The 19,305-nt window shown below is 60.4% G+C and carries 15 protein-coding genes; 1 reads left to right on the top strand and 14 read right to left on the bottom strand.

The features are described from left to right. Positions 1 to 252, top strand: a 252-nt coding sequence (locus CK227_RS37095; RefSeq protein ID WP_206516445.1) for a hypothetical protein, incomplete at its 5' end; no start/stop codon positions are given. A gap of 29 nt (positions 253 to 281) precedes the next feature. Here the strand turns inward: CK227_RS37095 and CK227_RS34380 are convergent. The 14 genes from CK227_RS34380 to CK227_RS34315 all read right to left on the bottom strand — a co-directional run bounded on the left by CK227_RS34380 (position 282) and on the right by CK227_RS34315 (position 18,965). Beyond that, positions 282 to 524, bottom strand: a complete 243-nt coding sequence (locus tag CK227_RS34380) for a DUF2274 domain-containing protein (protein ID WP_024502859.1) — start codon at positions 522 to 524, stop codon at positions 282 to 284. Positions 525 to 536: 12 nt separating this feature from the next. Then, a complete protein-coding gene (locus CK227_RS34375) occupies positions 537 to 1,751 on the bottom strand; it encodes a TrbI/VirB10 family protein (protein WP_063169228.1) in 1,215 nt (404 codons plus the stop codon). Then, positions 1,748 to 2,773 carry a P-type conjugative transfer protein TrbG gene (trbG, locus tag CK227_RS34370; protein WP_164548809.1) on the bottom strand — a complete coding sequence of 342 codons (1,026 nt, stop codon included), beginning with the start codon at positions 2,771 to 2,773 and terminating at the stop codon, positions 1,748 to 1,750. The genes CK227_RS34375 and trbG overlap by 4 nt, the downstream gene beginning before the upstream one ends. Position 2,774: 1 nt before the next feature. Next, a complete protein-coding gene (trbF, locus tag CK227_RS34365; protein WP_063169230.1) occupies positions 2,775 to 3,506 on the bottom strand; it encodes a conjugal transfer protein TrbF in 732 nt (243 codons plus the stop codon). Then, complete coding sequence (trbL, locus tag CK227_RS34360) at positions 3,507 to 4,829, bottom strand: P-type conjugative transfer protein TrbL (RefSeq protein WP_063169231.1); 1,323 nt, start codon at positions 4,827 to 4,829, stop codon at positions 3,507 to 3,509. A 33-nt stretch (positions 4,830 to 4,862) separates the two neighbouring features. After that, on the bottom strand, positions 4,863 to 5,588 hold the full coding sequence (trbJ, locus tag CK227_RS34355) for a P-type conjugative transfer protein TrbJ (protein WP_024502854.1): 726 nt from the start codon (positions 5,586 to 5,588) through the stop codon (positions 4,863 to 4,865). Beyond that, positions 5,585 to 8,035: a conjugal transfer protein TrbE gene (gene trbE, locus CK227_RS34350; RefSeq protein WP_063169232.1), complete on the bottom strand. Its 2,451-nt coding sequence runs from the start codon at positions 8,033 to 8,035 to the stop codon at positions 5,585 to 5,587. Before trbE ends, trbJ begins: the two co-directional genes overlap by 4 nt. After that, complete coding sequence (locus CK227_RS34345) at positions 8,029 to 8,301, bottom strand: VirB3 family type IV secretion system protein (RefSeq protein WP_024502852.1); 273 nt, start codon at positions 8,299 to 8,301, stop codon at positions 8,029 to 8,031. The genes trbE and CK227_RS34345 overlap by 7 nt, the downstream gene beginning before the upstream one ends. Continuing rightward, positions 8,301 to 8,609, bottom strand: a complete 309-nt coding sequence (locus tag CK227_RS34340) for a TrbC/VirB2 family protein (RefSeq protein WP_024502851.1) — start codon at positions 8,607 to 8,609, stop codon at positions 8,301 to 8,303. The genes CK227_RS34345 and CK227_RS34340 overlap by 1 nt, the downstream gene beginning before the upstream one ends. Positions 8,610 to 8,621: 12 nt before the next feature. Further along, positions 8,622 to 9,590, bottom strand: a complete 969-nt coding sequence (gene trbB / locus CK227_RS34335) for a P-type conjugative transfer ATPase TrbB (RefSeq protein WP_024502850.1) — start codon at positions 9,588 to 9,590, stop codon at positions 8,622 to 8,624. Next, complete coding sequence (locus tag CK227_RS34330; RefSeq protein ID WP_063170364.1) at positions 9,587 to 10,000, bottom strand: CopG family transcriptional regulator; 414 nt, start codon at positions 9,998 to 10,000, stop codon at positions 9,587 to 9,589. Before CK227_RS34330 ends, trbB begins: the two co-directional genes overlap by 4 nt. Before the next feature lie 116 nt (positions 10,001 to 10,116). After that, positions 10,117 to 12,141, bottom strand: a complete 2,025-nt coding sequence (locus CK227_RS34325) for a conjugal transfer protein TraG (RefSeq protein WP_063169233.1) — start codon at positions 12,139 to 12,141, stop codon at positions 10,117 to 10,119. A 219-nt stretch (positions 12,142 to 12,360) separates the two neighbouring features. Beyond that, positions 12,361 to 15,825: a Ulp1 family isopeptidase gene (locus CK227_RS34320; RefSeq protein ID WP_063169234.1), complete on the bottom strand. Its 3,465-nt coding sequence runs from the start codon at positions 15,823 to 15,825 to the stop codon at positions 12,361 to 12,363. 833 nt (positions 15,826 to 16,658) lie between these two features. Next, a complete protein-coding gene (locus CK227_RS34315) occupies positions 16,659 to 18,965 on the bottom strand; it encodes a S9 family peptidase (protein ID WP_063169235.1) in 2,307 nt (768 codons plus the stop codon). Between the last annotated feature and the right edge of the window lie 340 nt (positions 18,966 to 19,305).

Genomic DNA, 19,305 nt, shown 5'->3' with positions numbered 1-19,305 from the left:
CAAGGGAATCGCAAAACCGAATTGCAGGAAAACAGCGTCCAAATACCGCTAATCCTGCAATTCCAAAGCCGCTATCCGCCTCAATCAACAGGCCAGATCAATGGCTTGCGGATAGTTCACGGCCGACCAAATCGAAAATGCAAACTTAGGCTGTTGCGCGGTATCTCCTTCCACATCATCTCTTGCGCATACCTGCATTCCAAGGTGTTTGATCCTATGCTTCGCGAGGAGCAGGTAGGTCGCGACAGCTAGGCAATGTTCCAGCTGCCCTAGCGGAGGAGTCACGATTTTCCGGCAAGCTCCGTCGGCAGACGTTCCTTTCTGGCCTTGGCAAAGGCTCGGTCGCCTTCCAGAAACGCCGCCAGCATGAAAGGGATGAGTTCTGCCACGGTTTCAGACTGACCATAGGTCTGACGGTAAAGTGCAGCATACTCCTTGAGTGTTTGGCTCAGCTCCGCGCTGACGGTAATGGTGATCTTCGAAGCTGTTCGGTCCGGAAGTTTTCCAAGTTTCAGGTCAGCCATGATAACTCCTGCTCAACTGGCGTATGGCCGCAGCACGATGTCCTTGTGCACGATGACGCGCAGTGGCCAACCTGGGCGGACGACGATGGTGGGCTGGATATTGAGGTTTTTTTCGGTGATGCGCTGGCCGGCTCGACTGGCGTTCTGCTGGGCTGATTCCCGGATCGCCTTGACCAGATCGCTCTCGTTTTCGCCGAGGCTGAATTCTGTGCCGACACCGAGCAATGTGGCAAGCGCCACTCCCTTGATCATCTGCCAAGTGTGGAAATCGACTTCGTCTTCCAGCCCTGCGTAGCCGGCGGTGTCGCTCGCGGGCAGATTGTCGATTTCGGCCGACGAGCCGTCGGGCAGCAGAATGCGCTGCCAGACCAGCAGCGCTCGCTTTTGCCCGAACGCGACGACGCTGTCGTAGACGCCGATAAGACGTGAGCCCTGCGGAATCAGCAATATGTTGCCCGTGACCGTGTCGTGCACATTTTCGGTGACTTGCGCGACGACAAGGCCCGGCAAATCGGAATTGATGCCGGTGATCAGGCTGGCGGCAATCACGCTGCCAGCCATCAGTTGATATGGCGAGATCGGCGTCTGCAGCGCATGCGGATTGTAGATCCCGCCAGTGCTCCGCTGGCTGAGAAAATCAAGCTTTCGCTGCTGATTGTTCTGGTCGCCTTCCGCCGCCGCCACCGAGGCTGACGCGCGTCCTGCTTCGGATTGGGGAAGCGCCTCAAATGGATGCTGAGCAGTTTGCACGCTCTCTCCGACATCTGTCTTTTGAGCTCGATTTTCGACGCGGAAAAGCACCCGCGATTCACGCGCTTCGATCGCCTGCTGCGCTAGACGCTGCTCCTCGGCCGAGATGTCTTGGCCCGGCACGATGCCGAGCTGGCGCTGCCGCTCGAGGATGGGGCGGCCGAGGTCGCCCGGCAAAGGTAGCCCAAGGACGGGAGGCTTCGGCTTCATGCCGGAATAGTCATGGGGAAGCGTATCGAGCCCCTCGGCGGTTGGTTTGCGCTCAGTGTTGTAGAGATCTTCCGCCTGATCCCTGATGCGAAGGGCCGGCCCCTGGAGGGCGATCATGGTAACGCCGAAGACAGCGCCGGATCCGAGCGCTGCGATCGCGATGATCACACCGCGCCTGAACCGCACCACGCGGCGGGGAGAGGCCCGAAGCTGCAGTTCCTCGGGATCCAGTTTCGGCGGGATGCCAGAGCGGGAATTTTCGATCATGAGTCCTCACCTCGCCGGCTGCCGCGAAAGAGCGAGATCCGCCGTTGCGGTTGCCTGCCGTCAATCCTGCTGATGCGGATCACCTGCTGCCGCTTGGTGCCGAGGCGAAGTTCGGCCGCGGCGAAGAGCCGATCGACGATGTAATAGTTGCCGCGCACGCGATAGTTGACGAGCTCGCTGCTCCCATCTGCGCCGACGATGAAGAGTGGTGGCGCCTCGCCCTGATCTATGCGACGAGGGAACTCAATATAGACCTTGCTGCCGTCGTCGAAGGCTCGCGTCGGTCTCCAGGGCGGTGTGTCGCCACTGATTGAGTAGCGAAAGCGAAGGTTTTCGAGCGCGATATTCGACGCGACCGGTGTAACTGCCTCGGCTTGAGCATTGCGCTGGCGAAGCGCGATGATCTGGTCTTGGCTGTAGGTCCAGGAGATTGCCGCCATTGCGGTCTTCTCGGTGCTTTGAAGCTGCAAATGATAGGTCCGCCGGTCCGTCGTAATGACGACATTGGTGGCAAGACCCGGCGCGAAGGGTTTTACCAGAACATGGGTGCGCTGATTGTCACCGGTGCCGCTTGCGGTATCGCCAATGACCCAGCGCACGGTGTCGCCAGCCGACACGGCGGTTAGTTTCTCGCCCGGCTGCAGAGCGATGTCGGTCACGCGCTCCGGCGCGGCATAGAGTTGATAAAGCGCGCCATCGGTGAAGGGGTAGACTTGCACGGCATTAACATACCCGTACTTGGTGGGTTGCTGGGTCGCGGCTTTGTTGGCATCAGCGACGCGTTCTTCAGGGGGGCGCTTGTCCTCGGCCTTGCCGGGCTCGGGCTGCATTTGGCCAGGCAGCGGCAGTGGTTTTGGCACCTCGACAATTCTAATCGGCCTCTCCGGCGCCTTTTCGATCGCGGCCGGTTTGAAGTCGGCAGCGTCATAGGAAATCTCAGGCGGCGGCACCTTCTTCGATGCACAAGCGGAAACGACCGCTGCCGACACCGATAGGATCAGCACGGCACGAATCGGTGACATTTTACCTTTCATTGGTGGACTCCGTCGGAGAAAGGGGGGTTGGGACGGCGCTGTCGAGCTCGCGTGACCAGTCAATGGCATTGATGAAGACGCCGAGCGGATTCTTGCGCAGCTGATCCGTATTGCTTGGCGAGCGAATCACGATCGTGAGGATCGCAGTCCAGCGCATCGTGCTGGCAAGGCTTCCGCGCTCAAACACCTGCTCGGTCCATTTGACCTGGAATGAACTTTCGGAGGCTCTGACCACGCTGGTGACCTGTACCGAAACACTGCGCGTTCCGATCTGACCGAAGGGGTCGTTCGCCTTGGCGTATTCGTTGAGGAAGAGCGCTGCGCGATCGCTAGCAAAGTCGTACGCTGCCAACCAGTTCTGCCGTACCAAAACCGGATCGGTGGAAACGGAACGGACATTCTGGATGAAGCGGCCGAGATGCCAGGCGATCTGAGCATCCGAGGGCTCATAATTCCGGATCGCCGGCGCGACGGCGCGCGTCTCGCCGAAGCCATCGACCTCGACGACATAAGGCACGACACGGCTTTGCATCGACTGCCATACGAGTCCGCCGGAAAGCCCGGTCGCCAAGGCCAGGCAGCCAAGGGCCATGATCCGCCAGTTCCTGGCCTGCAGTCGAGATGAGCCGATGCGCTCGTCCCACAGCTGGGCGGCTTTTTGATACGGCGTGACCGGTTCGGGTGTTTTGCCGTAACGGTGCACGGGTCGCTTGAAGAGCATCTAGTCATCCTTGTCGTTGAGAGAGGGGGTGGCGCTGCCTCCCGGCCGGTCTCCGTCTCGGACAGCTTGCATGGCAGCGTGGCGATTTGCACGGGCGGTCTGTTCAGAACGTAGGCGCCTTGCCCACGTCGGCGCCGAAACAGTGGCCGAACCGGCAGAGCGTTCGGTCATTGGCGCTGTCGGCGTGCCGCCGGTCGCGGTCCACGCGGCATCGCGCCCGGCATCGGCGTTGCGCCCAACACTTGCAGTGGCGGATCGCGCTATGCGTATAGCGGCGCCGCCAGCTGCACTGGTTACACCATGCATTCCAGCAGCCACACCGGAGAGGCCAGCGTCGGGCGAGGTTGCGCGCCCGATCTGCCATGACGTGGAAGCAGCCGATCCCATTGTTGTGCCGGCTCGGATGGCGGCGACACCGCCGCTGGTTGCCATACGCGCGCCAGCAAATGCTGTGCCTCCAGCAACGAGTGATACACCCGCTGCCGCCGCGGTCGTGCCGAGGGCGGCGCCCGCCCCAAGCTGCGGTGCGCCTGAGACAAGACCCGACGCGATCCCCGGCCCAAAAATGCCAAGGCCAAGCAATGCCAGTGCGCCCAGTACCTGGGACATGGCACCGGCAAGATCCGGCTCCTTGCCTTGCAATGCGGAAGCGAACTCCCCGAAGAGCGTGGAGCCGATACCGACAATGACGGCGAGCACCATCACCTTGATGCCTGACGAGATAACATGGCCGAGCACGCGTTCGGCCAGGAACGCTGAACGGTTCCAAAGTGCGAATGGAACCAAAACAAAACCTGCCAGCGTGGTGAGCTTGAACTCAAGGATGGTGATGAAAAGCTGGATGGAAAGGATGAAGAAGGCGATGATGACCAGGAACCAGGCCATCAGCAGCACGAAGATGGTCAGTGCGTTGCCGAAGATTTCCGGGAAGCCCAGGAGCTGACTGGCTTGGTCAAGCATTGGCCAAGCACCTTCGAAACCGGTCGCGGCAATGCGGCCCGGGCGCAAGAGATTGTCTGCCGACAGATTGCCGGCCGACGCCTTAATCCCGAGACCGGCAAAAGAACGATAAACGATATCGGCGAGGTTCTTGAAATTGTTCAGAATGAAGGCGAAGACGCCAACATAGAGCACCTTGCGGACAAGCCGGCCGAGAACGCTGGTTTCGTCGCCGAGCGCCCACGCCAGGCCGGCAAGTGTGATGTCAATGCCGATCAGAATGGTAGTGAGGAAGGCGAGGTCGCCCGATAGCAGACCGAACCCGCTGTCGATGTAGCGGATGAAGGTCTCCATGAAGCGATCGATGACGCCAAGGTCGTTCATGCCGCTGCCTTTCTCGTCGTGATGAACTCGTGATTAATTGCCGGGATAAGCCGAGCCGGTACCCAAGAATCGCTTCGTCATCTCGCGGGCGGCTTCGTCTGACTGGGCCTTGCGGGCGGCATCCTCGGCCTCAGCTCGAAACTGCGTTGCGAGCAGCGTCTGGATCTGCATCTGCTGTTTTGTCGAAAGCGCCATCAGCTGGTTGGTGGCCTGGCTTGCCTGAAGCGCACCGGCCGCCCCTTGGCTGCGGTTGACGAGATCGGCGAGCAGATCGCCGTCGGCGCGGACGTTCTCGACGATTTGCGACTGGACACCCATGGTCTGGCGGAACGCCTGCATGGCGGTTTGCCAACGCTCCCGCGCAGCACTCGCCACATCGCTGACTTTGATCGTGGCGTCGTAGCTTTCCGGATATTGGCTGCGCCACTGGTCTTGAAGCTTGCCCAGATCAAAGCTGAGGCCACTCGCCTGGTCCATCAAGCCGTCGATGCGATGGAGCGAACCGGTGAGTTGGCCAACGGAAGAGAAATCCAGACGCTGAAGATTGCGCGCCATGTTCTGCAGCATGGTCGCCTGATTCTGCAGCGACTGGATCTGGTTGTTGATCTGCTCCAATGCGCGCGCGGCCGTCAGCACGTTCTGCGCATAATTGGACGGATCGAACACGATAAGGGCGTAGGCGGGCTGCACATAGTCGGCCATAGGCTTGGCGATCAGGGAAACGGTGATCAGGCCGGAGAGAAGGCGTCGCCGCATCATGAGAATTGCTCCTTGTCTGGTTGAGGGAATTGCTTGAGAAGTTCGCCGGCCCAATCGAGGCCGCGCGCGATCAGGAACTGCGAGGCAAAGCTGCCTTGCCCGTCTTCGGACATGATCCTGTCGATCAGAGTCTGCGTGGCCGGATCGGAAGCACCGCAAAGCGCAAGAGCGATGGGGCCAAGCTCGAGCTCGAACAGACGGTTGCCGCGGCGCGATTGCAGATAATACTGACGCTTCGGCGTGGCGCGGGCGATCAATTCGATCTGCCGCTCGCTTAAACCGAAGCGCTCGTAGGCTGTGCGCGCCTGGGGTTCCACGGCACGATCATTGGGAAGGAAAATGCGCTGCGGGCAGCTTTCGATGATTGCCGGCGCTATGCCAGAGCCCGCGATATCAGCCAGCGACTGCGTAGCGAAGACAACCGACACGTTCTTCTTTCGCAGCACCTTCAGCCATTCGCGGATGCGGGCGGCGAACAGCGGATTGTCGAGATAGACCCACGCCTCGTCGAGCATGATCAGCGTGGGCCGTCCGTCGAACCGTTCCTCAAGTCGCTGGAACAGATAGGTAAGCACCGGCAGCAAAGCGCTTTGGCTGTGCATTAACTCCTCGGTCTCGAAACACTGCACATCCGACAAGGCCAGCCCATCATGATCGGCATCGAGCAGGCGGCCGAAGGGACCGTCGAGCGTGTAGGGCATCAATGCGGTCTTCAGCGCATTGGATTGAAGCAGGACCGAAAGACCGGTCAGTGTGCGTTCCTGCGCCGGCGCGGTGGCAAGGCTGGCCAGCGCTGACCAAATAGCCTCCTTCACCTCCGGCGTGACGGTGACGTTCTCGTGGGCAACAAGGCTGGCGATCCATTCGGCCGCCCAGCTTCGGCTAGCCTGGTCGTTGATGCTGCGCAGTGGCTGAAAGGCAAGGGAACCGTCCGCTCCTAGCGCGTGGTGTTCTCCACCCATGGCAAGTGTTGCAGCACGGGCCGAATTGCCTTTGTCGAAGACATAAACCTGGGCGCCGGCGTAGCGCCTGAACTGCAGAGCAATCAGAGCAAGCAGAACCGACTTGCCGGCGCCGGTCGGACCAACAACCAGCATGTGGCCGACATCTTCGACGTGGGTGGAAAGCCGAAACGGTGTCGACCCACTGGTCTCGGCAACGAAAAGCGGTGGCGCTTCGGTTTGGGTGACTTTCGCGAGATGCTCGTTTGTCGCAGGACCGGCCCAAACCGACGACAGCGGCATGAGATGGGCAAGGTTCAATGTATGAACGAGCGGTTGGCGAACGTTAGCGTAGACATGGCCAGGCAATGAGCCGAGCCAAGCCTCGACCGCATTGACGCCTTCTCGGATCGTGGTGAAGCCGAGCCCATTGATGATGCGCTCGACCGCGCGAAGCTTCTCTGCAGCGGCTTGGCGATCCTCGCCCCACACCGTCACGGTGGTGGTGAGATAGCCGAAACTCACATGATCACCGCCCAATGCCTGAAGGGCTTCGTCGGCATCGAGCGCCTTGTTGTCGGCATCGCTATCGACAAGCGGGACCGGCTCGTTGGTAATGACCTCGCGTAGGATTGCCACGATCGATTTGCGCTTGGCAAACCACTGCCGGCGCAATCGCGTCAGCGTCTTCGTGGCTTCCGTTTTCTCGAGCGGAATGAAGCGCGTCATCCAGCGATAGGCGAAATCCTGATGATTGAGGGTATCGAGGATTCCGGGCCGGGTGAGGTTCGGAAAGCCGAGGATGGTCAGTGTGCGAAGATGCTGCTCACCCAGCATCGGCTCCAGGCCACCGGTAAGCGGCGCATCGACCAGGATTGCATCCAGATATATCGGCGTTTCCGGGGCCATGATAGGATGGCGACGAGGCGAAATCGTGCCGTGGAGGTAGGTCAACGTCTGAGCATCATCGAGGACGCGTACTTCGGACATGAAACCCGAGAAGAGATCGAGCACGCGGTTGGTCTCGTCACGGAACCTCGCCAGATCCTGGCGCCAGTCTCTTTCTCCTCGGGAATAATGAGAGTCGACGAGCGTGCTTTCTGCGCGCGCCTGGGCGTCCGGCGGTGGCATAAACACCAAGGTCAGATGATAGCGGCTCTCGTAGTGCGCTACCTTCCCCTCGAAAGCAGCGCGGCGTTCTTCGTCGACCAGCCACGACGCGGCGTCAGGAAAATGCGAGTTCGGATAGCCCAGCGCTTCTGTGCGCTCGGCCTCAAAGAACAATGCCCAGCCAGAGCCAAGGCGTCTGAGAGCATTGTTCGCCCGGGCGCAAATGCCGACGAGTTCAGCCTCCGTCGCACTTTCGAGATCCGGGCCGCGGAACCGCAACGTCCGCTGAAAGCTGCCGTCCTTGTTGAGCACGATGCCGGGCGCCACCAAGGCAGCCCAGGGTAGATGGTCGGCAAGCCGGTCGGCTTTGCTTCGATATTCCGAAAGGTTCAGCATGCAAGCCACCCCTTCAGACGTAGGTGGCGCACAAGCACGCTGGCGAAGTCCGGATCGCGTCTTGCGGCAAACACCGCTAACGAGTGGCCTGCGATCCAAAGCACCAGACCAGCAATCCATTGCTGCAAGCCGAAGCCAATGGCCGCGGCCACTGTACCGTTGAGGATCGCCACCGCGCGCGGAGCCCCGCCGAGCAGGATCGGCTCGGTCAGCGCCCGGTGGACCGGTACTGCGAAGCCCTCGATATGCTGCTCCCCGGCGGCCATCAGACGAGCGCCCCACCACCGAAGGAGAAGAAGGAGAGGAAGAAGCTCGATGCCGCGAAGGCGATCGACAGACCGAAGACGATCTGAATCAGGCGCCGAAAACCACCGGCGGTGTCGCCGAAGGCAAGCGTCAGGCCGGTGGTGATAATGATGATCACCGCAACGATCTTGGCGACCGGTCCCTGCACGGACTCCAGGATCTGCTGCAGCGGCTGCTCCCACGGCATGCCGGAGCCGGCGGCATAAACCGGGGCCGTGATAAGAAACGCGAGCGCTGTGGACGAAAGAAAGCGAAGCTTCTTGCGCATGAGGAAGGCCTTTCAAAGCTGCTGGAGTTGCGAAAGCGTGAGCGGGGCAACGGCGTAATCGCCGCTGCCGTCGAGACCGGTGACCTCGGCGATTGCGTCGATGTGGCGCGACGAGCCGCGTCCCGCTATGAAGACGATCAGATCTATCGCCTCAGCGATGAGCCGGCGGGGAACGGTGACCACCGCTTCCTGGGCGAGTTGCTCAATGCGATAGAGAGCCGAGCGCGCGGAATTGGCGTGTACGGTAGCGATGCCGCCTGGGTGCCCGGTGTTCCATGCCTTCAGCATGTCGAGCGCTTCCGCGCCCCTCACCTCGCCCACGATGATGCGGTCCGGCCTGAGCCTCAGCGTCGAGCGCACGAGATCGGCAAGGGTGACCGAGCCCCGCCTTGTTCTCAGGGCAACGCAGTCCCTGGCCGCGCACTGCAGTTCGCGTGTGTCCTCGATCAGGATCACCCGATCGTCGCATTCGGCGACTTCAGCCAGCAGAGCGTTGGCGAGTGTTGTCTTCCCCGAGGAAGTGCCGCCGGCGATCAGCATGTTGCGCCGCTCGCGGACGGCCTTTTTCAGCGCATCGGCCTGCAGCGGCAGCATGATGCGTTCGGCAACATAGTCGGCCAGGGTGTAGACTTTCGCGGCGGGCTTGCGGATGGCAAAACATGGCGCCAACACCACAGGTGGCAGCAGGCCTTCGAAGCGTTCGCCAGACGGCAATTCGGCACTGACGATCGGGTTGTCGGCGTGCGCCTCGGCGCGCACGTGCGAAGCAACCAGGCGGATGATACGTTCTGCCTCGGACGGGTGCATGTGAACGTCGGTATCGACCCGACCTTCGCCTAACCGGTCGAGTCGCAGCGCGCCGTCGGGATTGACCATCACCTCGATGACGGACGGATCGGCCAGGGCTTCGGTGATTGCCGGACCCATGGCGGTGCGCAGCATGACACGCCGCCGGTGGTCGGCCTCGGGATGAGAGCTCATCCTTCCCCTCCCCCACCATTGTCTTTGCTAAGCGACTTTTTGCCGGAAGCGATCTGGCGGCCGACCTTCTCAACGAATTTCTCGAAACGCTCTTGGGCAATAGCCTGCGTTGCCCGATCCGGGACCGGCGTGTGGGCGTGAAGGGTGATCGAAAAGCGGATGAAGAGCGCCAGGCTCTCCAGGATCACCTCGGAATCGCGCCTGACGTGGGCAAGATCGCGGGAGAGCCGGTCAAGCCTTACGCCGTAGCGCCGATCGAACTCGCTCTCGCCACGCCGCTCGATGAACGCCTCGATCGCCTTCCCCACGATCGCTGATTTGGTCGTTGACGGATCGCGACTGAGGTTGTCCAGTTTCTCGCTGAGCTCCGGCTCAAGCAGAAACTGATGGCGAATGCGGTGCGGCTTCATGCGGATCGTTCCGACGGCCCGGCGTTGCGCCGGCGACGGGAGAAGCATCGGCCAGACGCTCAAAATTGCTTATGGCCGTTATCTACGCTGAGGTGCGCTCTGCAACTCAGCGGACTTCAGAAGCCGGGAATGACATCGTCGCCCCTGCCCTCGTTGATACCGTAGACGCGGGCCGCAGTGGAAATCCGATCCATGACACGCTTGTCCGCGAGCGCTTCGCTGTCATCGTCTGCGGGCTTGTACAGATCGGCCTGATCGGGCTCTTGAGAGACAACAACGTCTTCTTCGGGCAGGCTTGGATGGCGTTGCTGCTGAACGCCTCCCTCGTCTTCAACTGGCGCGTCGGCGCTTTCCTCGTCCGCAGCAAGTCGGCTATCGACGCTGCACACTTGTCCAGTCCAGCCGTCCGGGCGTGATGCAGGGCAGTCCGCATAGGGTCCGTCGTGCAGCACCGGCGCAGGCAGCACCCGATCTGTGAAATTCTGATCCTGATAATAGCGCAGCTTCTTGGCGCGGATCGGCGGCAACCCAGAAACCAGGACCAATTCGTCTGACGGCGGCAATTGCATCACCTCGCCTGGCGTCAGGAGCGGGCGCGCGGTTTCCTGGCGGCTCACCATGACATGTGAAAGCCAGGGCGCAAGCCGATGGCCCGCATAGTTGCGCATCGACCTAAGTTCGGTTGCGGTGCCGAGGGCATCCGAGATGCGCTTGGCCGTGCGTTCGTCATTGGAGGAAAAGGCAATTCGCACGTGGCAATTGTCGAGAATAGCATTGTTCTCGCCATAGGCCTTTGAAACCTGGTTCAAAGATTGTGCGATCAGATAGGAGCGAATGCCATAACCTGCCATGAAGGCGAGCGCCGTTTCGAAGAAGTCGAGGCGACCGAGCGCCGGAAACTCGTCCAGCATCATGAGCAGCTGATGCTTACGGCTCTTCTTCGGGTCCCCCTCCAGACGCTCCGTCAACCGCCTGCCGATCTGGTTCAAGATCAGTCGCACAAAAGGCTTGGTGCGCGAGATATCCGAAGGCGGCACGACCAGATAGAGCGACAGCGGTCGCTCTCCATCCACTAGGTCAGCGATGCGCCAGTCGCAGGACGAAGTGGCCGCCGCGACCGTTGGATCACGATAAAGCCCGAGAAAGGACATGGCGGTCGAGAGGACGCCTGAGCGCTCGTTTTCCGACTTGTTCAGGAGTTCGCGAGCCGCCGAGGCCACTACGGGATGGACCTGAGGGTTATGCCCCGTCCCGAGATGGTTTGTCGTCATCATCCGCCGTAGCGTTGCGGCAAACGAGCGTTGCGGGTCCGACAGGAAGGTGGCGACGCGGGCCAGCGTCTTGTCCTCTTCAGCGTAGAGCACGTGCAAAATGGCGCCAACTAGGAGTGAATGGCTGGTCTTCTCCCAGTGGTTCCGTCGCTCCAGCGCGCCCTCGGGATCGACGAGGATGTCGGCGATGTTTTGAACGTCCCGGATCTCATCTGGGCCTTTGCGCACCTCCAGCAGCGGGTTGTAGCGTGCCGATCTCGGGTCGGTCGGATTGAACAGAAGGCAGTACGAGAATTTCGACCGCCAGCCGGAGGTCAACTGCCAATTTTCGCCTTTTATATCATGAATGATGGCAGACCCGGTCCAGGAAAGTAGCGTTGGAACAACCAGCCCCACGCCCTTGCCCGAACGCGTCGGCGCAAATGCCATGACGTGCTCCGGGCCGTCATGGCGCAGATAGCGATCGTTCAGCCTACCGAGGAAAACGCCCGCCGGCCGTAACAACCCTGCCGTCTCGACCTCATGAGTCGTGGCCCACCGTGAAGACCCATAGGTCGTAACCGACCCGCGCTGTCGCGCGCGCAAAAGCGAGCCAGCGATTGCGGCGGCACAACCCAGGAATCCGCTGGCGCCTGCAAGCGTACCGGCTTTGTCGAAGACCTCCGGCGCATAAGCATCGAAGTGGAACCACCATTCAAACAGCTTCCACGGCTTGTAGATTGGCCAGCCGGCGAAGAGAAACCATGGTGCGCCGAGAGGCGTCTGGTAGGTCAGCATTTGAGCGCACCATTGGGTTGCCGTCCATACGCCGATAATGACAATTGCGCACACAACGGCGATCTGCCCGATCAGTAGCTTCGTAGGTGTCATCGGCTTGGCCCGCTGAACAACGCGACCTAGCATCGCGCGGCGCAGCCGGGACAGGAATGTTCCTCACATACGATTTGGGAGCAATGAACGACTTCCTACGTATGCAGGTCGGTCAGCACGCGTGTTGCGCCTTCACGCGACACCATCCGCCACTCCATCCTTTCCATTCACCCTGAGGCCCGGCGCCGCCGACAGTTGCGTGACCGCTCCTCCGCAAAGTTATCTTCTGCGTTCAGGGAGCCACGGCGCCTGGGCTGGCTGATGAACACCGTCCGCTCGCGCATGTGGGGTCGAATTGATTTGTGCCCAAGTGGAGGCAGGCTCGTCTTCCAACAGTTGCCGCAGTTCCCCTGGCTCGAACGCCATCATCGGTGGGGAAGCGGGTTCATCCTCCAACAGTTGCCGCAGTTCCCCTGGCTCGAACGCCATCATCGGTGGGGAAGCGGGTTCATCCTCCAACAGCTGCCGCAGTTCCCCTGGCTCGAACGCCATCATTGGTGGGGAGGCAGGCTCGTCCTCCAACAGTTGCCGCAGTTCCCCTGGCTCGAACGCCATCATTGGTGGGGAGGCAGGTTCGTCCTCCAACAGTTGCCGCAGTTCCCCTGGCTCGAACGCCATCATTGGTGGGGAGGCAGGCTCGTCTTCCAACAGTTGCCGCAGTTCCCCTGGCTCGAATGCCATCATCGGTGGGGAGGCGGGTTCATCCTCCAGCAGCTGCCGCGGCTCTTCCTCGTGCGGCAAGCGCCTCCTTAGCCGGTCTTGCAGCGCCTGCCGATCGGCAACGAGGTTGTCGAGGGGCAGCGGCTCGTGGTCTGGCCGCTGCCCTTTCACCAATCGTTCAACCAGCGCCCACGTGCCCTCCAGGACAAATACGCCGCAATCATAATGGTTCGTCTGTCTGGCCATGGGGGCTGGCGCCAAGGTGGCATTCAGCAGTCCTGCGAGCTGTTTTGCAGGCACGTCGTTATATCCCTCTCGCTGGAGGGAGTCGTAGTGATAGGCGAACCGCCTTTCCGGGTCGCGGCGATCAACGAGCAGCAGCGACCAATGGGTGCCGGGGCTAGTAGCCGTGCCATTATTCACTGGCAAGAACAGGAAGTCGGCTGTGGCGTTGTTTTGATTATAGATGGACTGCAATATGCCTCGAGCGTCTTGCGGCGACGTGTGTCGCAGTAGATGGGATACGGAAGGATCCACCAGCCGAGTCCGGGCAGCGAGCGCCGGATTGATCCCCTGCAGTTGCCCCTCCAGCAAATTGTAATCTCTCTGGATATGGGCGTCGCTCAGCCATTCGGCGGCGCCGAGCACCCGCCCCGTTGCAACGTTGGACGGGGCTGTCGGATCGAGCGCCCCGATCTGAGCCCCAGAGGAACTGGTAGTCAGTGTGGTCACATCAACCAGTGGAAGGCCGCGGTAGGTGCCTGGCAGCCTAGCGGTTGCTGGCGAGGCGGGTTGGGGAGCTCTTGCCGGTGCCGCTGGCCCAGCTTCAGCAGCGGCCCCAACGCGCCTGGTGACTGCGTCTGCCGGATGAGCAGAAAGGACAGTTTCGCGCCCGAGCACAATGCGCGGCAGGATATCCCGGAGGTGAGCCAATGCAGAACTGATACTTAGCCTATTACCATAGGAGACAGCCTTGAAGCTCTCAACATCTTTATCCAGCGATTTGTCGTGAATCCGAGCCGCAATCCCAAGCTTGTTATTTTGACGCAGGTACTGACTAAAATGTCTAAGAAAATTTGTATAGCCGCCCACGGTATCTGGATTCCGTCCGGTCGCAGGCGCTGCCAGGTACTCCTTGGTCGAAGCGGCTCTGTAATTTCTAATGAGCTCGGCATCGTCAGGATAGGGGATCACGACAGGGCGAGCCATAATCGGGGCTCCGCCTGTCGACTTCTTGAGGTAACGCAGTGCGCCAGCCACGGTGGAGGAACCACCCGTACTCTCGTACTCCTTGAGATCCTGATCCAGCGACGAATGGTAAAGCCGAGCAGCAAACCCTGGCTTGTTGTTTTGAAGGAGCCACCGACTAAAGCCGAAAAGAGAATTTACATTGTAAGTGACCGTGTTCGCTTTGGCCTTACCCGCGTGGAATGCTGCCCTCAGCCCTTCGATAGCGGTCGCATCGTTGGAATAGACAGGACGCTTGTCGGCACCGTCGGGGACTACAATTGGACGATCCGGCTGCACTGTCGAGGGCATCGACCCACCACCTCCGGGATGCGGTGCTGGGGTGGATTCGTGCTCATCCCTCTGCCTGACGAGCTGCGCCTCACATTCCGGTGTAGCCACCTCATGAGGATCCTGCATCGGTTCGATCCCCTCCATCTCCTGCTGCAACCAAGCCAAAGCTTGGCGAGCGGCCTGCGCGGCTTCATCAACCGCGGAGGATGTCTCCACACCTCTGGCGGACGCCGGCAGAGCCTGCTCCGCCCGCCGTCGAAAGAGCTCTGGCGAGGCGGATTTCTCCGCCCACAATCTGGGCTGCGTAGCGAGTCCCCGTCCAGATTTATGTGGCACCGCCTCGCTTGGCAGCGGGCTGCTCCTGTCCCGTGCAGCTACCAGCTCCTCCGGGGCGCCCTGGTCGCCGTGGCGCCAGTTCAAGTGAGGGACGGCCTCTCCAAAGTCGGGCGCTTGGTGTTGGTGCGCGGTTGGGGCGAGAGACAATGGTAGATCGGTGCCCTCCTTATAACCTACCGGCAGGAGCTCCTCTGGCCAATCGAATCCCTGCTGTGGTGCGGTATGCTGAGCAGCGTCGCCACGGGGACGAGCCTCCATGCTGACCGCGTTTTCCAGATGATTCCCGAGTATAACGCGCGGCGGGTTCTTGCGGAGATAAACCAGCGCAGATTCGATCGGAGCTCCACCATTAGAGGAGGCGGCCTTGTAGCTCTCAACATCTTTATCCAGCGATTTATCGTAAATGCGACCCGCAATTCCGAGCTTGTCATTTTGACGTAGGTAATGACTGAAATGGTTAAGAGCAGTTGCGTAGCCGCTCGCGGATCTGAAATGTCTGGTGAGCGCGGCGTCGTCAGGATGGGGGTTCAGGACAGCGCGACCCACAATCGGGCCGGCTCCGCCCATCGACTTCATCAATTGACGCAGTGCGCCAGCCACGGTGGAGGAACCACCCCTACTCTCGTACTCCTCGAGATCCTGGCTCAGCGACGGATGGTAAAGCCGAGCAGCAAGCCCTGGCTTGTTGTTTTGAAAGAGCCAACGACTAAAGCCGAAAAGAGAATTTGTGCTGCGAGTGACCGTGTCCGGCCTGGCTTTACCCGCAAGGAGTGCTGACTTCAGCCCTTCGATGGCGGTGGCATCGTTGGAATAAACAGGACGCTTGTCGGCACCGTCGGGGACCACAATTGGACGATCCGGCTGCACTGTCGAGGGCATCGACCCGTCGAGATGCGGTGCTGGGGTGTATTCGTGCTCGTCCCCCTGCATCACAAGTTGCGCCTCCCGTTCCGATGTACCCACCTGATCGGTGGGGAGTTGCATCATCACGCGAGCGCCTGAGTTGCCAACCTCACCTGGTTGCCGCTCAGTGACAGCATGCTGCAGATTGCTTTGGATCCTCTGCCTCTTCGTTGGTCTCAACTCACCTTTACCATGCGAGCCATTGACGAGGACCTCCTCGCCTAGCGCACCCATCAACTCGTCCGCCGCCTGCAGTTCGCCCAAGTGCTGCTCAAAACCGGCTTGGCCGGCCTGTCCGCTTGCTCGTGCGGTACGGCGTGCTGCACCTGCAGCCAAGCTGCCACGATGAATGTCTAGTTTGTACGGGTGCACGCTATCCTCACTTCCACAGATCACATGAGCAACCTACTCAGGCAAGCTTTCGAGAGGCTGACGAGGTCCGCCGCCGCGGAAGGCGAAGGCTGGTTTTCTGCTCAGCGGTTGACGGCCTCGCGTGTTGCGGCCGCGCCGGGTATCACGCCAATCAATCTGAATAGTCGATGCGTCAAACGAACCAGGATGGGATTTTCGTAGCGGGGCTGCTCTACTCACTCTTGTCCTGAGGGCAGAATTCAACCATATCGCCGAGCAACTGGATGCCGATTGGATACCCGATCCGGAAAGCTTCAGCTCATATGTGACGCGAGGATGAGAATCGTGGCAGCTCCAGACCGACGGGCTGCCACCCACAGCGGCGATGACCGACGAGGGTCTTCTATTGCCAAGGCAATCGTCCGTTCGGGGACCTATGTGTTCCAATGCTCGTCGAGCGGATCGGTGGGCCGCACCGCCGTAGCGTTACGGCGAGCGGAAGCGGCGTTGGGTGCGGCTTTTCCCCTGAACGCTTCACACCAGGCTGATAGGGGATCTTGCAATCGCACACACGCGGTCTGCAGGCGTGCCTATCAAGCAGTTTGCTCAGACCAACGTCGCGGCGAGCCGATCCTCAATACGCAGCGCAAGTCCTAGACTCCACGATCGTCCTTCGGTGCAGATTTGCTCGCGCCTCGCCCTGATTACAGCTGATAAGGCGAGCTAACAATTGCAAGAGCCACAAGCTATTCCAGCTCGATCGGTTTGGTGTTCCAGTCGGGCGGGGTCTGACCGAGAATGTTGCGAACGAAGAAGTCTAGGAGTTTGCGCTCGGTGTAGGTGCCTAGAGTATGGTGATTGGCACCAGGAACGTAGACCATGTCAAAATCTTTTCCTGCCTTGATGAGTCGATCGGCAAGCTGGAACGAGCAAAACGGATCGACATTATCATCCATTTCGCCGACCGCGATCATCAGCTTGCCCTGCAGCCTGTGAGCATTGTCAACGGCGGAGGATTGCGAATATTCAATGCCGACCGGCCACCCCATCCAAAGTTCGTTCCACCAGGTCTTGTCTATCCTGTTGTCGAAGCAGCCGTTTTTGGCGACGGCGACCTTGTAGAAATCGGGGTGAAAGAGCAGCGCGCTGACTGCACTCTGGCCGCCGGCGGATGCGCCAAAAATGCCGACGTTGGATATGTCGTACCATGGATATTGCGCGGCCGCCGCCTTGTGCCACAGAATGCGATCGGGAAATCCTGCGTCCTTCAGATTCTTCCAAGCAACATCATGGAAGGCGCGGGAGCGGTTGTTGGTGCCCATGCCGTCGATCTGAGCAACGACGAAGCCCAGCTGCGTGAGCGGCTCTGTCCACCGCGAGAAGGATTTTGGGACGAAGGAGCCGTGGGGTCCAGCATAGATATTCTCCACAACCGGGTATTTCTTCGTCGGGTCGAAGTTGGCTGGCAGGTGGAGCACGCCCCAGATGTCAGTTTTGCCGTCGCGCCCCTTGGAATGGAAACTGAGCGGCGGCTGCCAGCCTGCGGCGACGAGCTCAGAAATGTCGGCCGTCTCGATCTGCTGGAGCTTGGCATTGTCGCTGGCGCGGTAGAGTGCCATGCGCGGGGGCAGATCGATGCGTGACCAGAGATCGACATAATAGCGCCTGTCAGGCGAGAACTCGATATGGTGGTTGGCCGGTTCGGGCGTCAGTGCAGTCAGTCCCTTGCCGTCAAAGCCGATGCGGTAAGCATGGACCCAATAGGGGTCCTCCTGCGAGTTCATCCCGCTCGCCTCGAACCAGATCTGACGCTTGACCGGATCGACATGGTTGACCCTCCGGACGACCCACTCACCTCGCGTGATCTGGTTTTCGAGCGCGCCTGTCCGGCCGTTGAAAAGATACAAATGCTCATACCCGTCGCGCTCTGATGCCCAGATGATCTCCTTCCCGTCATCGACATCGTAACGGAAGATTTTTCCGGCATCCTCCTGGCCATGCCCCAGCGGCAAATAATCAACGAATGTCTCGCTGGTCTCATCGATCAGGGAGCGCCCGCGGCCCGAGGCGGCGTCTACCTCGACCAGGCGATAAAGCTGATGCCCGCGCTGGTTATATTCGAAAGTGAAGCCGCGGCTGTCCGCCCACCACCGGAGAGGGGAAAGTTCGAAGACGTTCGAGAAGAGGGCACCGTCAATCACGATCTGGCGCCGGCCGGCAATGTCGAACAGGACTGGCTGGGGCAGCGGAAGGACATCGCCCGGCCTGGGATAGAATTTTGTTGAATATTCCCGCTCCAACTGGTCCGTCGAAGAATTGAGGTAGCGGACCTCTCGCCTATAGCCGGGGCGAACAAGGTAAGCGGCGAGGTGGCGCGAGTCCGGCGACCAGCTCAGCGTCGAAAAGACGTAGCAATTGCCTTCGGCTCCGTCCCGGCTCAGAGGAACATCCTGCAATCCGTCCTCGCTGCGCAGGAAAACGTTGCAGTTCTTGATATAGGCGATCCATTTGCCGTCGGGCGACGCGTTGCTCTTGTCGGGGTTGTTCTCCGCTGGCGGCGTGTAGCGGTGGCTGAGCTCCCTACGGTCCCCTTTCCTTGCATCGAATGTGGTGCTGGTACAGTCATAGCTTGCAAGGTCGCAGCTCCACCGGGTGTCTTCAATCTGGAAGTCGAGCCTGCGACCATCCTCACTCAGTTCGAAACGGTCGAACGGAAGATTGCCGGCTTGATAGCTCTCATGGCTCACCTTGTTTAGCGCTGCCGCCAGACGCGCCTGATCGAAAGCGGGCCGCTTGAAACCCGTGGCAGCATCGACCTGCATGAACTGCTGCTCGCCGTGGCTAGTCCGGCGGTAGACGAAGGCTTCACCCCCGGTCAGCCAGAAAGGCATTTTGGGGACATTGACAGTGAGCCCGCCATATCGATCGTTGATCGTAAGTGCGCGCTTGAAATCGGCCGGCGCTAGCGTCGGGTGTAAACTTTTCGAACCCTTGGCCAGCGTCTGAGTTGCCGATCGCCATGCGGCGCGCGTCAAAGCGCCGATCCTGGACATACCTGTTCACTTCTTTCGGTTTTCGGAATGCTAATTTTGAAGTTGGGTTCTCGTCGCCGGTCTGCAGCAGCGCCGAAGCGTCGCCTTGGAGGAGAGCCAGCACGCGGGTGCAGCCAGGCACGCGCAACAGGGGCGCTCCTTGGACATCCAGGCACTGGTTCGGGTGCCGATTGAAGAGTTGGCGTCCGCCGCCGAAACAACCAGGAAAGAGCGTCCATGCAGCCCTGACGCGACTATTTCCCCGCGAGTATGGCCGCTTGCTTTTCTGCATCATCTGAAAGGTCCTGCTCTAGTCGGGCCGGATGTCACCCCGGCAGAAATCATTGTGCTATTTCGACAA

Origin of the sequence: Mesorhizobium sp. WSM4308 (genome assembly GCF_002294905.1) — a bacterium.
Taxonomy (GTDB): Bacteria; Pseudomonadota; Alphaproteobacteria; order Rhizobiales; family Rhizobiaceae; genus Mesorhizobium.
Note: the sequence above shows the minus strand (reverse complement) of the source record. Positions and strands in the feature narration are given on the sequence as shown.